Genomic DNA, 17,620 nt, shown 5'->3' with positions numbered 1-17,620 from the left:
CTCCCTAGGCACTGAGGGCCTCGTCGCCCGGCCGCACCTGTAGATCGAAAAGCGCCTTGTAGCGCCCGCCGGCGGCCAGCAACTCTTCATGTGTGCCCCGCTCGACGATTTCTCCATGCTCGACAAACAGGATCTGGTCGGCATGCATCAAAGAACTCAAGCGATGCGCCACGATGATCGTCACGCGATCAGCCGCATATTTGCGCATTGCTGCACGGATGCGCTGTTCGGTTGCGGCATCGATTGCAGCCGTCGAATCATCGAAGATCATGACGGCAGGCTTCAGCATCAGCGCGCGGGCGATCGACAGACGCTGGCGCTGTCCTCCCGACAGCGACACGCCGCGTTCGCCGACGACCGTTCCATAGCCGGTCGGCAGGCCGAGCACGTAGTTGTGCAGCTGTGCGCTTTCGCTCGCCCGCTCGATCCGGCTTTCCTTTGCCCAGGGGTCTCCATAGGCAATGTTGTTTTCGATCGAGGTCGTGAACAGGAAGGAATCCTGCTGCACGACGGCGACGGCGCGACGCAGCGACTGCAGCGTCGCCTTGCCAATGTCCTGTCCGTCAAGGGTAATCCTGCCCTTGGTGACGTCGTAAAAGCGCGGGATGAGGTGGGCAAGCGTCGACTTACCGCTGCCGGGCGGACCCACGATGCCGATCGTCTCGCCGCGCTTTGCCTCGAAGGAAACATTGCGCAACACCTCGTGTATCGGCGAACTCGGATAGGTAAAGCTTACATTCTCGAGGCGAAGCGTACCGTCATTCAGCGCCAGATCCTTTGCATCCGGCGCATCGCGCACGGCGATCTCGAGGTCGAGCAGGTTGAAGAGGCGGGTGCCGCAGGTCGAAGCACGTGCGAAGGCATTGACCATGAGACCAAGCTGGCGAACCGGCATCTGCAGGATCGTCATGAAGGTCAGGAACGAGGCGAGCGTGCCGACGGTGATCTCGCCTGACATCACCTTGCCGCCGCCGATCCACAGCACCAGTCCCATGGCCGCGAAGAAGGAGAAGGTCATAGCGCTGGTGTTGACAACGCGGATACCGACGCGCTGGTGGGCGAGTGTGAGAGCGCTCTTCGAGGCCTTCTCGAACTTCCTTATCTCGTGCGCCTGCGCGGCAAAGGCGCGGACGACGCGGATGCCCCCGAGATTTTCCTCCATGATGCGCGTCAACACCGATAGCCGCTCCTGCAGCTCGAGCCAGGTTGCACGCAACCGCAACTGCGTGACCGAGGAGCGCCAGCCGACGAATGGCACGAAGCTTAAGGCAAGCAAACCGAGAACGACGTCTGTGGAAAGCAGCATATAGGCGCCGATGCCAATCAGCATCGTCAACAGCACCATGCGCACCAGCGCCGTCGAAAAGTACATGCGCACACCTTCGAGGTCGAGCAACCCGATGGTGATCAGGTCGCCCGAATGGACGCTGTCGTGAAAGCTGAAGGAGAGCCGTTGGATCTTCTCGTAGCAGGCAAGGCGTAGCTCGTAGCCGATATGATGGCCGACGCTTTCGCTGTAATAGTTCTGGATCATCGTAAAGATGCCGCGCAGGACGCTGGCGCCGAGCAGCATCAGCGCGGTCGTCAAAAGCGCATCCTGCGCCAGTTGCCCTGCCTGACCGCCTTGCACCGCGATCTGCGTGTGGTCGACGGCCTGGCCGAGCAGGCGAGGGATCATCAGCTGGAAGGTGGAGGCCACAAGGGTTGCGCCAATGGCGAAACCGGATTGCCAGGGATGGCGAAACGCCATGACGGTGATGCGCACGAGCGTGAAGAGGCCTTTGCCCCAGCCTGCCGCAATCGCCTTCGCCATCGAAGCCGAGGGCTTCGTCGCGCGTGTTAAAGCATCGCTGCTCACGGTAATGTTCCAAAACATAAGGTGTGGCCGGACGCTGGTCCGGAAAGACGGCGAATCCATGAAGGATTGATTAGCGCCCTTACTTTTGCCGATTCCTCTCGGCCCTTCAAGTCAAGAATTCACCAGTTGGTTATTTTATCGTGAGCTTGGCAAGTTGAAGATGCGGGCACCGAGACGGCCCGTTTTCTCCAAAAATATCCAAATGTTTCCTGTACTTATCATATTCCGACAATAGGACTTCGAATAAAATGCTTGCCTAAATCGTCTTTTGGAGCTTTCATACACGACCAGTTTGATAGACTATAGGCGGTTCAAAACCGCGTGAACCTTGTCAACGCGCGAGCAATTTTCCCGCGTTGAAACCAATCGAGACACGATGCGCAAGGGTCGCAGGGGAGTTGAGATGACGGTTCAAGGCCTGTTTTCTTCGAAGTCAGCGGCGGCAGCACAGATCTGCGCCATGCCGCGGTTTGCCATTGTCGGCCGCGGCTTTTCCGGAATGATGAGCGCAATCGCCCTGATGAAGACGGTGCGCATGCCGTTTCATCTGCAGCTTTTCGATCCCAATTCGTCGGTCAGCGGTGGACAGGCACTCTCCTCAACGCGTGCCTCAACGATCCTGAATACGCGTGTGCGCGATCTTTCGGTTTGCGCCGGCGATAGCGACGATTTCAACGACTGGCTCTGTAGCAACGCGGAATTTCGCGCCGCCGTACCTGCGGCGATCCCGGGATTTCGCCAGATCTTCGTGCCGAAAGAGATTTTCAGCGACTACGTCTACCAACGCTTCTCGGAAGCCTTGTCCGCCCGCAAGGACATCACCGTTCAGGTCTGCCACGAACCGGTCGTGGCGATCCGCAGGAGCCACCGCAACCGCTTCCTGCTCGAAAGCGCCAATCCTGCCAATCCGCTGTTCGATGCAGTCATCCTCGCCACCGGCTACGGCTTGCCAGAGATCGAAGAACCGCAGCAAGAGCCGTCGCCGATCAGAGCCCAGCGCCTGATTGCACGACCGCACACGGTCCTGCTTGGCAGCGGCATCAGGGTCGTCGATCAGCTTCTGCAGTTGCGCGATGGCGGCTATGCGGGTCAGGTTACCATTCTTTCCAGGCACGGTTTCCTGCCGCAGAGCCATACGCCGAACTCTGCTGACCCGGTTTTTCCCGCAGATGCTCTGCCATCAAACCTTCCCGACATCCTGCGCTTCATCCGCAGCGCCTGCCGCCAGGCAGAGGAGGAGGGCCGAAGCTGGCAATCCGTCATGAACGGATTGCGCAGGCACGCCCGTTCTTTGTGGCGCGCGCTGCCGGCCCATCAAAAGCATCAATTCAACCGGCATCTACGAGCCATCTACGACAGCCATCGCAACCGCCTGCCGGAGGCCATTTACGCCCGTCTTCAGAGCGAACTGGCCGGTGGCAATACGGTTCTTCGCCGCGGCGTCGTGGGACGTCAGGGCCTGGGCGGCCTCTTCTTCCGGCCTGCCGGCTCGCAGTCCGACGAGATCGTGCATGCCGAGCGCATCCTGGATTGCCGCTGCCGCGGACCGCACCTGAGCGCACCACTGCTCGCAAGCCTGGTAAGCGAAGGCTTGGCTCTGCCGGACGAATTATCACTGGGCCTGGCCGTCAATCAGCGCGGCCAGCCTTGCCTTGCGGATGGATCAACGGCCGATGGACTGTTTGCCGTCGGACCTCTTGGGCTCGGCAGTCTGCCTGACATCGATCTCGTTCCCGAGATCGTCAGTCAGGCTTTTGCACTGGGAGAGCATGTCGCCCAGCGCTTCTACCCGCAGAGCAAGGCTGTCTGATCAGACCCGACGGGCGCGCAACTCACTGCGGGCAACCAAGGCCAGCAGCCCGGCAGCCATGATCGCCAGCACGAACCAGGTCAGCGCATAGACCAGATGGTTGTTGGGGAAGACGATCTGCGTCAACCCGCCGACCGGCAGGCCGCCGGGATTGGGCGTCGCATCGGCATCGATGAAATAGGGGGCGACGTTAGCGACGTCGCGGCGCTCGGCGATGGCGGCCACATCGCGTGAATACCAGCGATCGTTGGCCGGATCGTTGGACTTGATCAACGTGCCCTTCGGCTCCGTGATCCTCAGCAGCCCGGTGATCTTCACCGGCGTCGGTTTCTGCCCTTCGCTGCGTGTTGAAGGATCGCGCTTGTCGGCTGGTACGAAGCCGCGGTTGATCAGGATAGACGTCCCGCCCGAGAGCGTGAGCGGCGTGATCACCCAATAGCCGGGGCCGAGCGTCGTCGACGCGTAGATCAGCGTTTCCTTGTCGTTCTGCAAGATACCTTCGGCCGTCACATGACGATATTCGTCCATAGCGCGGCTGACCTGTCCCCATGCTGCGCGTGCCGGCGCAGGAACCGGTTCGCCATGAACACGCTGATCGACGCTGGCAATCAGGCCCTTTTTCCAGGAAAGCCGTTCGACCTGCCAGACACCGAGCAAAACCAGCGCGGCAATCAGCAGCACCATGAGGCCGCAGAACGTCGCCAACCCAGCGGCACTATGCTGTCTTTGTGCTTTTTTGGTGGGAGCGTCGGCCATGGCCAGAAACCTTGCGGGCGGCGTGACCGCCACCCGCTCCTGCCCTTAGGGCATGTTCTTCATCATTTCGGGGCTCATCGGCATCATGTTTGTGTTCAGATGATGCATGACCCAGAGGGAGCCGGCGAGCGCGATCGCGACAAGCAAGAGCGTGAAGATCAGCGCCATCATCGTCCAGCCGCCTTCCGAGCGCGGGTTCATATGCAGGAAGAAGATCATATGAACGACGATCTGAACGGCGGCGAGCCCCATGACGCAGACGGCGGTGACGGCCGAGTTGTCGAACACGCCGGCGATAACCAGCCAGAACGGGATCGCCGTCAGGATGACCGACAGCACGAAGCCGATCATATAGCTCTTGAAGGTGCCGTGGGCGGCCTCGTGACCGTGGCTGTGACCGTGATGGGCTTCGTGAGCGTCCTCGGTTGCAGGTGCGTTAGAGGTCATCCGAGAACTCCCATCAGATAGACGAAGGAGAAGACGCCGATCCAGACGACGTCTAGGAAGTGCCAGAACATCGACAGGCACATCAGGCGGCGGCGATTTTCCGGGATCAGACCGCGCATCGACACCTGCACCATCAGCGTCACCAGCCAGACGATGCCGAAGGTGACGTGCAGACCGTGCGTGCCGACCAGCGTGAAGAAGCACGACAGGAAGGCACTGCGCGTCGGGCCGGCACCTTCGTGGATCAGGTGCGCAAACTCGTAGAGTTCGAGGCCGAGGAAGGCCAGGCCGAAGATGCCGGTAATGGCGAGCCAGAAGAGCGTGGCGCCCTTCTCCTTCCGCTCCATCTGCAGCATCGCAAAGCCGTAGGTGATGGAGGACAGAAGCAGCATCGAGGTGTTGATCGCCACCAGCGGCAGATCGAAAAGATCGGCCGGCGACGGCCCGGCCGCATAGTTGCGGCCGAGAACGCCATAGGTTGCAAACAGCACCGCAAAGATGAGGCAGTCGCTCATCAGGTAGAGCCAGAAGCCCAGCATGGTGCTGCCTTCCGGGTGGTGCTCCTCGGTCAGGTAGAATTCAGGCTTGTCGGCCTTGTCGATCACAGTATCGCTCATGGTCTTACACCTGCTCGGCAAGCAGTGCCGTACGCTTGCCTTCCGTTTCCGTAACTTCCTTCGCGGGGATATAGAAGTCGCGCTTGTAGTTAAAGGTATGGCCGATCGCGACGGCAATCATGGCTGCGAACGACAGAACGGCGAGCCACCACATGTACCAGATGAGGGCGAAGGCCAGCACGACGCTGATTGCGCCGAGGATGACACCGGTTCCGGTGTTCTTCGGCATGTGGATCGGCTTGAAGCCTTCCAGCGGGCGGGCATAGCCGCGCGCCTTCATGTCGTAGAAGGAATCATGGTCGTGGACGACCGGCGTGAAGGCGAAGTTGTAGGCCGGAGGAGGCGACGAGGTCGACCATTCCAGCGTCCGGGCATCCCACGGATCACCCGTCGTGTCACGCAGCTCTTCGCGCTTGAAGAAGCTGACGACGAGCTGGATGATGAAGGAGGCGATGCCGATCGCGATCAGGACGGCGCCGAATGCGGCGATGATGAACCAGATCTGCAACGACGGATCCTCGAACTGCGACACGCGGCGGGTCACGCCCATCAGGCCGAGCACGTAAAGCGGCATGAAGGCGAAGTAGAAGCCGATCAGCCAGAACCAGAAGGACATCTTGCCCCAGAACGGATCGAGCTTGTAGCCGAACGCCTTCGGGAACCAATAGGTGACGCCCGCCATCAGACCGAACACCACGCCGCCGATGATGACATTGTGGAAGTGAGCGATCAGGAAGAGCGAGTTGTGCAGCACGAAATCTGCCGGCGGGACGGCGAGCAGAACGCCGGTCATGCCGCCGATGACGAAGGTCACCATGAAGCCGATCGTCCAGAGCATCGGCACTTCGTAGCGAATGCGGCCACGATACATCGTAAACAGCCAGTTGAACATCTTCGCCCCTGTCGGGATCGAGATGATCATCGTGGTGATGCCGAAGAACGAGTTGACGCTGGCGCCCGAGCCCATCGTGAAGAAATGGTGCAGCCAGACGAGGTAGGACAGGATCATGATCACGCAGGTGGCATAGACCATCGAGGCGTAGCCAAAGAGACGCTTGCCGCAGAAGGTGGCAACGACTTCCGAGAAGATACCGAAGGCCGGCAGCACCAGGATGTAGACTTCCGGGTGCCCCCAGATCCAGATGAGGTTGACGTACATCATCGGATTGCCGCCGAGGTCATTCGTGAAGAAGTTCGTGCCGGCGTAACGGTCGAGCGAGAGCAGCGCCAGCGTCGCCGTCAGGACCGGGAAGGTCGCCACGATCAGGATGTTGGTGCACAGCGACGTCCAGGTGAAGACCGGCATCTTCATAAAACTCATACCGGGTGCGCGCATCTTCACGATGGTCGCAATCAGGTTGATCCCCGATAGCGTCGTGCCGACACCGGCCACCTGCAGACCCCAGATGTAATAGTCGACACCGACGCCCGGGCTGTAGTCGGACCCCGACAGCGGCGGATAGGCCAGCCAGCCGGTCTGGGCGAATTCGCCGATGAAGAGCGAGAGCATGATGATGATCGCGCCGGCCGTCGTCATCCAGAACGAGAAATTGTTTAGGAACGGGAAGGAGACGTCGCGTGCGCCGATCTGCAGCGGCACGACAAGGTTCATCAGGCCCGTGACGAACGGCATCGCCATGAAAAAGATCATGATGACGCCATGGGCGGTGAAGACCTGGTCGTAGTGATGCGGCGGCAGATAGCCACCCGATCCGTTGAAGGCGATTGCCTGCTGCAGGCGCATCATGATCGCGTCGGAGAACCCACGCAGCAGCATGATGAGCGCAAGGATGACATACATGATGCCGATCTTCTTGTGATCGACGCTCGTCAGCCATTCACGCCAGAGATAACCCCAGAGCTTGAAGTAGGTGACAACGCCCAGAAGCGCGATGCCGCCAAGCGCGACGACCGCAAAGGTCACGACCAGGATCGGCTCGTGATAGGGGATCGATTCTAGGGTCAACCGACCGAAGATGAACTTCAGGAGGTCCGGATTGGAAAACATGGAATAAACCCGTTTATTGATGTCGTATCGACGCAAAGCGCCAGGTCTAGTTGCTGTTTGGTTGCGCAGGCGTCGTATCGCCGGTTTTCTGGTCCATGCCGGGCATGGAGTGCCCATCATGCTGCATTCCCGGCATGGTCTGCATGTCGTCGGTCTGGCCGGCGCCGTTGACAGCGTCTGCCGGCCTGGTTTCGATGGCATCGTGGCTCTCATCCGCTGAAGCCCCGTGGCCCGTTTGATCGGCGTGGCGGGTGTCGTAGCTCAGCTTCTCGCGGTTTTCGGCGCTTTCCTTGCCGCCGCCGCCCATCATGTCGATGTGCATCATTTCGTTCATGCACATCTTGCCTGGTGCTGCGCACAGGTTGAGGATCGCATTGAAGAGATCGTTGTCGACCGACGCGAAGTAGCGCACCGGCTCTCTCTCACTTGGCCGCTCGAGCTTGAGATAGGTATCCCGATTAAGCGCCGTCCCCTTCTCCTTGACCTGCGCCACCCACTGATTGAAGCCTTCTTGATTCACGCCATGGAACTTGAAGCGCATGTGCGAGAAGCCGGCGCCACTGTAATTGGCCGAAAAGCCGTCATAGACGCCTTCCTTGTTGATGACCGCGTGCAGATTGGTCTCCATGCCGGGCATCGCATAGATCTGGCCGGCGAGCGCCGGCACGTAGAAGGAGTTCATGACCGACGAGGCGGTGATCCTGAATCTAATCGGAACGTCGACAGGGGCCGCCATCTCATTGACGGTCGCGATGCCGAGTTCGGGATAGAAGAACAGCCATTTCCAGTCGAGGGCGACCACTTCGACGGTCAGCGGCTTGACATCAGCAGGGATGCTGCGTTCGGCATCGAGCCGGTCCAGCGGCCGAAACGGGTCGAGCTTGTGCGTGCTGATCCAGGTAACGGCGCCGAGCGCGATGATGATTGCCAGCGGTGCCGACCAGATGACCACTTCGAGACGTGTGGAATGGTGCCATTCCGGATCATAGGTGGCTGCCGTGTTGGACCGGCGGTAACGCCAGGCAAACAGCAGCGTCAGGAAGATCACCGGAACGATGATCAGCAGCATCAAAACCGTCGACACAATGATCAGGTCGCGTTGCTGCACAGCGATATCGCCCGAAGGCGACATGACCACCAAATTACATCCTGCCAGCGTCAAAAGCAGTGGCAGAATGAGGAGATGGCGAGAAAACTTTGGCAGTTTTTGCACGTCTCTATGCTCTTGTTGTTTCGTCCGAACCGCGACTAAAGCACTGTACCTGATAGCAACATGAGGTGTTTGGTCGCAGTGCAGCAGAATTGCCGCACTGCGGGATAAGACACGTGGCGCAGGATGTCAAAATCCTGATCAAGATTCGAAGGATTTTTGCGCACAACCCTTTTCGAAGGGCTAATATATCCCCGAGGGCCGATCATGCCAGCTTTTTGCGGGCCGATTTCGCGGCACGGAAAGCGATTTTTCATCCACATCTAATTTTCGGAGCAGGAAGATGAACTATTTACGTCGATCAGACTTGATAAGCGCAGTGGTTTGATCAAGATCGCTGCTGAGGCGCTTTGCCACAGGGTGCCTCGACAGGGAGGCGTTTAATGGCGAATACTACACATTACGGACCATCATCCACATCGATGGAACAGGATGCGCGGCGAATTCATGCCGACAAGCCGGTATCACCCGGCAGCATCGCGATCGGCGTCGTCATTGGGCGCATGTCGGAATTCTTCGATTTCTTCGTCTACGGCCTGGCATCGGTCCTGGTCTTCCCTCAGCTTGTCTTTCCTTTCGCACCCGATCGACTGACGGCAACACTCTATTCCTTTGCGATCTTTTCGCTCGCCTTTCTGGCGCGCCCGGTCGGATCGGTCGTGTTCATGACCATCGACCGTATCTACGGCCGCGGCGCCAAGCTGACGATCGCATTGTTTCTGCTTGGCGGTTCGACGGCGTCGATCGCGTTCCTGCCGGGCTACAACGAGATCGGCGCCTGGTCGATCGCCTTGCTGGCCCTGTTCCGGCTCGGCCAGGGCTTTGCACTCGGCGGCGCATGGGATGGTCTGGCCTCGCTGCTTGCACTCAACGCACCGCCAAACCACCGCGGCTGGTATGCGATGATCCCGCAGATCGGCGCCCCGATCGGCTTTGCGCTGGCAAGCGTGCTGTTTGGTTATTTCATCGCCAATCTGTCCAGTGAGGACTTCCTGAGCTGGGGCTGGCGCTTTCCGTTCTTCGTCGCCTTTGCAATCAACGTGGTTGCGCTCTTTGCGCGTTTGCGTCTCGTCATGACGCCGGATTTCGGCTCGGCGCTGGAACAGCACGAACTCGAAGCAGCACCGATCCGTGATGTGCTGCGCGTCCATGGACGCGACATTCTGCTCGGGGCCTTCGTTCCGCTCGCAAGCTTCGCGATGTTCCACCTCGTGACGATCTTCCCGCTTACCTGGATGTACCTCTACGGAACCCAGCCGATCGGCACGTTCATGGTCGTGCAGATCGTCGGCGCCATGGTCGGTCTCGTCGCGATCGTCGTCTCCGGCATGATCGCAGACCGCATCGGCCGGCGCGCCCAGCTTGGCATCTGTGCCGTGCTGATCGCGATCTTCAGCTTCATCGGGCCGTTCCTGATCGCTGCCGGATCCGAAGGGCTGGATGCCTTTGTCATCATCGGCTTCGGCGTCCTTGGCCTGTCCTTCGGCCAGGCGACCGGCTCGATCTCATCGCGCTTCGGCAGAGGCTACCGCTATACGGGCGCCGCTTTTACCTCCGATCTTGCCTGGCTCGTCGGCGCTGGTTTTGCGCCGCTGGTCGCACTGACACTGTCCAGTCGTTTCGGCCTGCCTTTCGTTGGCTACTACCTGCTGTCGGGCGCCGTTTGCACACTCGCTGCTCTGGCCTTCAGCAAGGCGCTCGAACAGCGCGACTGAATGCGCCAAAACAGAAAAAAGGCCTGCCTCACGATCTGAGGCAGGCCTTTTGCCTTCAAAGACGTTGAAATCGCTACATCGCGACCTGCGGCAGCTTCGCCGCACGGGCTGCAGTCAGTTCCGCCGTTGTATGGTTCAGACGGTCTGCCAACACCCGCATCACCTCGACGGCCATTTCGGGGAAATCGCTGAGCAATTTCAGGAAGTGTTCCTTGCTGATGCGCAGGACTTCCAAAGGCGAGGTGGCGCGAACCGTCGCGGTACGCGAGACGTCACATAGAATGGCGATTTCGCCGACGATCGAATTGAGTTCCACATCGGCGACCTTGATGTCGCCGGCGGGCGAATGGACAAGAATGTCGGCGGTTCCCGACAGAACGACATAAGCGGCATCGGCCGGATCGCCCTGATGGAAGAGGTCCTGTCCGACGTTGTATGTCATGCGATCGGAAGTGAAGGCCAACAATTTGAGTTTCGCAGGTGCTATCCGCGAGAAGATTGGCACCCGCCGCAGCATTTCGACTTCGTCTCTCAACAGCATAAACGTATTATCCCTGTCGCGCTGTTCGGTGCACGACGTTTGACCGTGGCACCTCGCAAGGGGCGCCATCTTTATTGTCCCCTCAGTAGAATATTACGATAACAGTTCCTTGAACATACCGTTTTGTTCGGAAAGCTCCGGAAAGTTGCCTGCTTCGGCCAGCGCGCCGCGGTCAAACAACAGGATTCGATCAAACATTTCCGCGAGTTTTGCGTTCGAAAGCACCCAGATGATGGCCGGCCGTTCGCCTTCCTTGTGCAATCCTTCGACAATGTTGCGCGTGATCTGGTCCTGAACACGCTGGTCGAGCGCTGACATCGGCCGATTGAAGACGAAATAGTCAGATCGTTTGAGAAGCGCGCGGGCAAGATTGAGCTTCTGCCGCTGCACCATTGTCAGGCGTTTGCCGCCTGAGCCAACGTCAAATTCAAGCCCGATCGACAAGACGTCGTCGAACAGGTCGAGCTTGTCGAACAGGTCACCCATGATGGCCCGGATACGATCGGACGCGTCGGCCTGCTGGTAGGCGATACGTCCGAACAGGACGTTGTCCATCAGGCTTGCCGAGGAGATGAAGCGCTCCGGATCGTATCGTTCGATGACGGCGGCGAGATCTTCAGGAATGTTCTCGTGGAACTGCTTGCGGGCATTGACGATCTTTTCCATCAGCTCGTCTGTCAGCAGACCAAAACGATGCCGCGGCTCGATATAGGCAAAGCTTAGCCGAATAATGGCCGAACGCTCGTCGGGAGCTGCGTCGTCAAACCGTCGGCTCTGCAGTTTCTGCAGCAGAGCCTGATAGGTCGGGATATCGTCTGCCGTCATGAAGGTCAGCTGCTGGAAGAACGGGTGATCCGGCGGCAGGTCATGAAAGAGTTCGACGGCGTTTTCCGCGATCTCAAGGCCCATGGCATAGAGATCGTTGCTGAGACCGGTCTCACGAAAAAGCGCCTGGAAATAGGGATGCGCCGCCAACCGGCGATTGTTCATCATCGGCCGCTTCATCGAACCGAAGAGCAGGTTCTCGCCGACCGTGGCCTGCCGATTGTAGGCGTCGAAATCAAACGGCACGACGATGTTGGCGAGCTCGGTTTCCTGCATGCGCTGGCGCAGTGCCGATCGCAGATCGACGATGTGATCGGCGAGCGCCACATGCACGCTTGTGTTAACCGTCGATCGAAGCGCGAGATCGAGAATGTCCTGCGAAATGAGCACGGCATCGAGCACCGGCCGGATCGCCGTTAGGATGTCGTGCGGGCCCGTCGCACCGGCGGCCTGATAGTCCACCCAGTCGCTGTTGATATCCATCGTCGGATTGCCGGCCTTGACGGCCTCTTCAGCATGCCACTTGGCCTCCAGAGCCTCCTTGCCGTCATATTGCGGCTCGCGCAAGGGGGCGTGCTTCAAGCCGTAAAGGAGATTGTCCTGCAGCGTCCCGTGGAAGAAGTAGGTGTCGGCGGATGCGTAGGAAATGCGTCGACCGGTGATGGACTCGGGCAGATCGAGAAGGTCCTTGCCGTCGATGGTCACGCGGCCGGAGTCCGGCCACACCAGCCGACCGAGAGCCTCCGCGAAGGCTTCCGCGCCGCTGGAGTTCGGGCCGACCACCGCGACCGTTTCATTCGGCTTGATCTCGACCGAGACGTGGTCGACCAGCCGCGCGCCGCTATCGTCACTCACAGTCAGGTTGGTGATCACGAGCGGGGCCGACAATGCGCCTATCGCCGCATCCGAAATCTCCTGGATCTTGCCATCGATCAACGGCTCCACGTTGAACTGCTCGTAGACCTGCTGGTACTTGACCTGCACGTCCTGGCGCATCTGATCCCAATCGATTAGCTCCTTCAGCGGACCGGGCAGGTCCTTGTAGGCGCTGATGACGGCCACAAGCTGACCGATATCCAGGCGCCCCTGCAGCGCGAGATAGCCGCCGATCGCATAAAACAGGAACGGCGTCACCTGGGCCAGAAAGTTGTTCAGGAACTTGACCAGAAACTTCCACTGATAGAGATCGTATCGGATCGAGAAGATCAACCCAAGCCGCGTGGCAATGTCGGCACGCTCGAAATTCGACGTGTCGTTACCATGAATTGTGCCTATGCCATCGACGATCTCGCCGACGCGGCCAGACAGTTCGCGCGCTGTGATCTGACGCAGGCGGCCAAGCTCAAGCAGCCGCTTTCTCATGCGCGGGATCACGACCGCCTGGACACCGACGATCGCCGCAGCGATCATCCCGAGCCAGAAGTTCTGAATGATGATAAAGGCGAGTGCCGTCAGCGCCTGACCGCCGAGCAGGGCCGGCGAAACGAAGGCATCGCCCGTGAAGCCGCCCATCGGCTCCACTTCATCCTTGATCATTGTCGCGATCTCAGCCGATTTGACGCGCTTGAAATGCGACGGCGGGAACCGCAGGACCCGGTCTATCAGCTCGAAGCGAATGCGGCGCAGCATCCGCTCGCCAAGCCGCCCCTTGTAGGTGTTGATATAGAATTTGAAGAGTCCGTTCAGAACAACAAGCGCCAGGAAGACGAGGCTCAGCCCCATCAGCATCTGCAGCCGGTCAAGCTGGACACCCTTGAAGAACTCGACTTCGCCGATGACGGGAAACGTATAGACGAGCCGCATGAAGGTTTGTGTTGCGCCCTGGCCCTCGAAGCCCGAACCCTGAATCGGTCCGTTGACGATCTGCTTCGGCAGGTCGAAAGACAGGAAATAGGGGATCATCGAAACTGCAACGACTGTCAAAATCCAGAGCTGCTGCAGCCGCGTGTTTGACCAGATGTAACGCGCGAGGCTTTTTTCCATTGCTAACCGTCAGTTGCCTGGGAAATCTGGGGGCAGTGAACCTGCGGCAAGACAAAGGGGAATGCCGAAAACAGGACCATGCAACCGGACCGCCGGATCTCATAATGAAAACAAGGCGAATCGGCTTGCCGTCGTCATGCCGATTCTCGCCGGGACGTTGTTTATATCACATGACTTTCGCAAAGTGCGAGGGTTTCAGCCAATCATTGAACGAATGATCGCCGCTGTTTTGTGAGCACCGCTCAGATCCAGCGACACCGGCGCCGCGCGCCGCGTCGCAAGTGCAGTCCTGATAGCACCGGCAACGATCTCGGGGGTCAGACCGGCCTGCGGCAGGACATCTGCAAGCCCGAGTGCCTGCAGCCGTTGCGCACGAACCGTCTGCTCCGTTTCTCCGCCAGCAACGAAGGGAACGAGGATCGCCCTGCAATCGGTCTGCAGCAGATCACCAATGGTGTTGTAACCCGCCTGCGAGATGGAAACGCGCGCGCCGCGCAGCAGCGAAGGGAAATCCTTGCGAAACCGGACGAGGGTAACATTTTGCGGCGCCGCATCCGCCAAGCTGGCGAAATCGACCTCCGGAAGGTTCGGCCCGCCGATAAGCAGCCACCGCAGGTTCGCCGGCAACAGGGCGGCGGCTTTGTTGGCGGCACCAAGCAGATCAAGGCCGACCGCTCCGCCACCGGCGGATGCAATAATGTCAAAGGTTTCCTTGGGATCGGCCGAGCGTGCGGCCGCCACCATGCCGGTATAGCGAATTTTCGATGCGATCTCGCACGTCAAGGGAAACGTATCTTCCAAACGCACAAAGTCGGGATCCCCGTGCACCAAGACCCCGTCAAAATGGTCCCTGACAAGCCCGACGGTCTCCTCGTCGCGTCCCGGCTTGCGGTTCTGCTGCAGGATATCGCGCACGGAGCTAAAGAGCTTCGGTCGAGGATGCGCCGTTTCGAGGGCGTCAAGAAGCGGAAGCAATTCGAACCGCATCTGCCGGCGACCAAAGGGAAAAGCTTCGATGATGACGACATCCGGCACTGCATCAAAAAAGGCGGCAAGCAGCAGATCGCGACGCCGGCTCAGGAATGCCGCGTCGGCGGCAACGCCATTGCCGTCCGCAAGTCCGGAAAAACCCGCATTGCTCGCCACAACCGGCGGCAGCGCCACCGTCTTGATGCCGCCTGCGGGGAAACCCGGAACCGGCAGACCGCCGGTCACAACGGTGACGTCGAACCCGTCGCTGACGAGCGCGCTGGCGATGCGGCTTGCCCGAGCAATGTGGCCGATGCCAAGCAGGTGTTGGACATAGAAAAAGACCCGGGGCGTCTTCATGAGGCTTTCTGCCATTCGTCTGCAAACAGCCGGCCAAGCTGATCGATACTCGCCTCATGATCGAAATGCTCGCGCACGCGCTTTTCCGCGGCGTTTCCCAACCGCGACCGCAAGGCGGGATGGCGGATCATTTCCTCAAGTGCCACCGCGAACGCTGCTGGGTCGTCCGGTGGCACCACCATCCCGTTTTCGCCATCGACGAGAAGCTCTGGGACGCCGGATACCGACGTCGAAATGCAAGGCACACGCTGGCTGGACGCCTCCACCAGCACGTTCGGCAAACCGTCGCGATCACCATTGGAAGCAATCCGGCAGGCAAGCGCAAAAACATCGGCCCGGCGATAATGATCGAGCACATCTTCCTGGGCAAGTGCACCCTTCCAGGTGATCCGATCCGCCAGATTAAGGTCCGCAGCCAGGACCTTCAGCTTCGACAGATTGTCGCCACCACCGATATGTTCGAAACGCCAGTTCAAGTCGCCGGGCAGCAGGGACAGTGCCTTCAACAGCGTGTCGTATCCCTTCTTCTCCACCGCGCGGCCGACGCTGAGAATGAAGGCCGGATCCGCCGGGTCGCTGCCATCGCGCTGCGATCGTTTGCCGCCGAAATGCCCGAAACGTGCCAGATCGAGCCCGTGATAGCTCAAATGCACAGCTTCCTTGCGCGGTGTCAGCGTCCGCATGTGCTCGTATCCGCTTCGCGTGCAGGTCACGGTCCAGCGGGCACTGCCAAGCTTCTCATGCAGTTCCCAATCGGGCGATGTCCAGATGTCCTTGGCATGGGCAGAGCACGTCCACGGCACGCCGGTAAGAATGCTCGTATATTCGGTCACGGAGGCGGGGGTATGGATGAAATGTGCGTGCAGCCATTCGCCATTGTCCGGCCACTCGCGTGCGAGTACCATCGCCTGTCCAAGCCGTCTGAAGCGGTTGCGGGAGAGGTCGCGCGCCAGGTCCTTGAAGAAGCGTTTCCACAGCGCCTTGATGCCGGGCTTACGAAAGCTCGCCATCAGTCCCTTCAGCACGCGGATCGGCTCCTCATGGAGATACTCCGGCAGATAGACGACGCGTGCCCTGATCTCGTCATGCACCGGATGCCGCTTCTTGTCGGTGGGGCGGCGCATCGAGATCAAGGTCAGGTTGAAGCCGGCCTTCTCCAGACCGCGCAGTTCCTGGGCGATAAACGTTTCCGAAAGGCGCGGATAGCCCTTCAGAACGACAAGGATCTTACGACGCTGCGACAAGGTCTTGGTCTTCACTCGGCCCCGACGACGGACAGGTGGCGACCGCGGCCATCCAGCCAATGTCCGACCGTCTGCGAGATATGATCCAAGCCTTGCAGCTGCAAGGTACAGCCACTCTTTGACGGCGGTACGCGTTCGGGCAGTCGTTTCAACGCTTCAGACATGACCGTCGGATCTGCGGACTGATCCGGCAGCAATACATCAACGAGCCCGAGCGCACTTGCCCGCCTGGCGCGCAACAACTGCTCCTGCCGCGGCTTCACGCGAGGAACAATAAGGGCAGGCTTGTCGAACGAGAGGATTTCGCAATAGGTATTGTAACCGCCCATGGCCACGACGCCCGTGGCGCCCACCATCAATTCTTCCATGTGGTTATCGAACTCGATCACCTCGATGTAGGGGATGCGTGACCCTTTGGCCACCAGCTTGGAGCGCTCGGCCGCTGGCATGTAAGGGCCCAGCACAACGAGGGCTTTTTGTTGCAAGGTCGGATCATTCTCATAGGCATTCATGACATCGTGGACCAGATCTGACCCGTCGCCGCCACCGCCGGTCGTGACCAGAATGTAGTTGTCCGAGCGTGCATTGATCGAGGTCTTGCTCGTGGAGACACTGCGTTGCAAGAATCCCACGAAATCCATCTTTCTGCGCACACTTGCCGGAACGTCCAGACCGACGAGCGGATCGTAGAAATCCGGCGGCCCGTAAACCCAGACGGAATCGTAATAGTGGTCGATCTTTTGCATGATGCCGTTTCGCTTCCATTCGGCATCGAGCAGGTGTGGCGCATCCATGATTTCGCGCAGCCCAAGCACCAGAACGGTGCCGCGCGCCTTGAGATAGGCCAACGTCTCCTCGACCTCACCCTTCAGCCCCATCGGCTCCTTGTCGACGATGAAAATGTCGGGTTGGAACGTTTCGGCCGTGTGGCGAATACTGGCCTCACGCATCTTCAGCGTTTCATGCAGGTCGATATGGCCCGCCATCGAGGTATATTCGCCGTTGCGAAGCTTGATAACGCTCGGGATCTTCACGAAGTCGACGCGCGCTCGATAGTCGAACGCGCCGGCGATCGTGGCACCAGAGATAATGAGAATGTTGAGGCCGCGATAATCCTCGACCAAAGCATGCGCGATCGCGCGGCAGCGGCGCAAATGGCCGAGTCCGAACGTGTCGTGGCTATACATGAGGATACGGGCATCTTCCAGGCGCCGTGCCATGGGCAATCCTTCTGCGCTGTAGACCATACTAGCACCGTCGGTTTCTGCTGGCCGTCA

General features: G+C 59.6%; 13 protein-coding genes. 2 read left to right on the top strand and 11 right to left on the bottom strand.

What is annotated here, in order from left to right; all coding sequences use genetic code 11:
* Window positions 1-4 precede the first annotated feature (4 nt).
* On the bottom strand, window positions 5-1,813 hold the full coding sequence (locus LPU83_RS64340; RefSeq protein ID WP_024314399.1) for an ABC transporter ATP-binding protein: 1,809 nt from the start codon (window positions 1,811-1,813) through the stop codon (window positions 5-7).
* Between the two features lie 448 nt (window positions 1,814-2,261).
* Between LPU83_RS64340 and LPU83_RS64335 the strand changes: the two genes are divergently transcribed.
* Window positions 2,262-3,668, top strand: a complete 1,407-nt coding sequence (locus LPU83_RS64335) for an FAD/NAD(P)-binding protein (protein WP_024314398.1) — start codon at window positions 2,262-2,264, stop codon at window positions 3,666-3,668.
* On the opposite strand, the gene LPU83_RS64330 is transcribed toward LPU83_RS64335, so the two are convergent.
* From LPU83_RS64330 to cyoA, 5 genes are read right to left on the bottom strand one after another with little or no spacing between them, the layout of a single operon-like run.
* Entirely contained in the window at window positions 3,669-4,424 is a 756-nt protein-coding gene (locus LPU83_RS64330; protein WP_024314397.1) for an SURF1 family protein, read from the bottom strand. It abuts the gene before it with no gap.
* A gap of 45 nt (window positions 4,425-4,469) precedes the next feature.
* Window positions 4,470-4,871: a cytochrome o ubiquinol oxidase subunit IV gene (gene cyoD / locus LPU83_RS64325; RefSeq protein ID WP_024314396.1), complete on the bottom strand. Its 402-nt coding sequence runs from the start codon at window positions 4,869-4,871 to the stop codon at window positions 4,470-4,472.
* Window positions 4,868-5,488, bottom strand: a complete 621-nt coding sequence (gene cyoC / locus LPU83_RS64320) for a cytochrome o ubiquinol oxidase subunit III (RefSeq protein ID WP_024314395.1) — start codon at window positions 5,486-5,488, stop codon at window positions 4,868-4,870. Before cyoC ends, cyoD begins: the two co-directional genes overlap by 4 nt.
* Before the next feature lie 4 nt (window positions 5,489-5,492).
* The gene (gene cyoB / locus LPU83_RS64315) at window positions 5,493-7,496 is read right to left on the bottom strand and encodes a cytochrome o ubiquinol oxidase subunit I (protein WP_024314394.1); all 2,004 of its coding nucleotides are present in this window, start codon (window positions 7,494-7,496) and stop codon (window positions 5,493-5,495) included.
* A 46-nt stretch (window positions 7,497-7,542) separates the two neighbouring features.
* Complete coding sequence (gene cyoA / locus LPU83_RS64310) at window positions 7,543-8,709, bottom strand: ubiquinol oxidase subunit II (RefSeq protein ID WP_024314393.1); 1,167 nt, start codon at window positions 8,707-8,709, stop codon at window positions 7,543-7,545.
* A 380-nt stretch (window positions 8,710-9,089) separates the two neighbouring features.
* Between cyoA and LPU83_RS64305 the strand changes: the two genes are divergently transcribed.
* Window positions 9,090-10,421 (top strand): MFS transporter, encoded by a 1,332-nt coding sequence (locus tag LPU83_RS64305; RefSeq protein ID WP_024314392.1) that lies wholly within the window; start codon window positions 9,090-9,092, stop codon window positions 10,419-10,421.
* A 73-nt stretch (window positions 10,422-10,494) separates the two neighbouring features.
* Here the strand turns inward: LPU83_RS64305 and LPU83_RS64300 are convergent, their stop codons facing one another.
* The 5 genes from LPU83_RS64300 to LPU83_RS64280 all read right to left on the bottom strand — a co-directional run bounded on the left by LPU83_RS64300 (window position 10,495) and on the right by LPU83_RS64280 (window position 17,563).
* A complete protein-coding gene (locus LPU83_RS64300) occupies window positions 10,495-10,962 on the bottom strand; it encodes a cyclic nucleotide-binding domain-containing protein (protein WP_024314391.1) in 468 nt (155 codons plus the stop codon).
* Between the two features lie 93 nt (window positions 10,963-11,055).
* Window positions 11,056-13,770 (bottom strand): ABC transporter ATP-binding protein, encoded by a 2,715-nt coding sequence (locus tag LPU83_RS64295; protein WP_024314390.1) that lies wholly within the window; start codon window positions 13,768-13,770, stop codon window positions 11,056-11,058.
* A 195-nt stretch (window positions 13,771-13,965) separates the two neighbouring features.
* The gene (locus tag LPU83_RS64290) at window positions 13,966-15,114 is read right to left on the bottom strand and encodes a glycosyltransferase family protein (protein ID WP_024314389.1); all 1,149 of its coding nucleotides are present in this window, start codon (window positions 15,112-15,114) and stop codon (window positions 13,966-13,968) included.
* Entirely contained in the window at window positions 15,096-16,343 is a 1,248-nt protein-coding gene (locus tag LPU83_RS64285) for a glycosyltransferase (RefSeq protein ID WP_024314388.1), read from the bottom strand. The genes LPU83_RS64290 and LPU83_RS64285 overlap by 19 nt, the downstream gene beginning before the upstream one ends.
* 11 nt (window positions 16,344-16,354) lie before the next feature.
* Window positions 16,355-17,563: a glycosyltransferase family protein gene (locus LPU83_RS64280; RefSeq protein ID WP_024314387.1), complete on the bottom strand. Its 1,209-nt coding sequence runs from the start codon at window positions 17,561-17,563 to the stop codon at window positions 16,355-16,357.
* Window positions 17,564-17,620 lie beyond the last annotated feature (57 nt).

Source organism: Rhizobium favelukesii, from assembly GCF_000577275.2.
Taxonomy (GTDB): domain Bacteria; phylum Pseudomonadota; class Alphaproteobacteria; order Rhizobiales; family Rhizobiaceae; genus Rhizobium; species Rhizobium favelukesii.
The sequence above is the reverse complement of the archived record's forward strand: the minus strand, read 5'-3'. Positions and strand labels throughout refer to the sequence as shown.

Coding starts and splice junctions, on each gene's coding strand:
- LPU83_RS64340 (WP_024314399.1), bottom strand. CDS start 1,813: ATGGCGAAGGCGATTGCGGCAGGCTGGGGCAAAGGCCTCTTCACGCTC.
- LPU83_RS64335 (WP_024314398.1), top strand. CDS start 2,262: ATGACGGTTCAAGGCCTGTTTTCTTCGAAGTCAGCGGCGGCAGCACAG.
- LPU83_RS64330 (WP_024314397.1), bottom strand. CDS start 4,424: ATGGCCGACGCTCCCACCAAAAAAGCACAAAGACAGCATAGTGCCGCT.
- cyoD (WP_024314396.1), bottom strand. CDS start 4,871: ATGACCTCTAACGCACCTGCAACCGAGGACGCTCACGAAGCCCATCAC.
- cyoC (WP_024314395.1), bottom strand. CDS start 5,488: ATGAGCGATACTGTGATCGACAAGGCCGACAAGCCTGAATTCTACCTG.
- cyoB (WP_024314394.1), bottom strand. CDS start 7,496: ATGTTTTCCAATCCGGACCTCCTGAAGTTCATCTTCGGTCGGTTGACC.
- LPU83_RS64305 (WP_024314392.1), top strand. CDS start 9,090: ATGGCGAATACTACACATTACGGACCATCATCCACATCGATGGAACAG.
- LPU83_RS64300 (WP_024314391.1), bottom strand. CDS start 10,962: ATGCTGTTGAGAGACGAAGTCGAAATGCTGCGGCGGGTGCCAATCTTC.
- LPU83_RS64295 (WP_024314390.1), bottom strand. CDS start 13,770: ATGGAAAAAAGCCTCGCGCGTTACATCTGGTCAAACACGCGGCTGCAG.
- LPU83_RS64290 (WP_024314389.1), bottom strand. CDS start 15,114: ATGGCAGAAAGCCTCATGAAGACGCCCCGGGTCTTTTTCTATGTCCAA.
- LPU83_RS64280 (WP_024314387.1), bottom strand. CDS start 17,563: ATGGCACGGCGCCTGGAAGATGCCCGTATCCTCATGTATAGCCACGAC.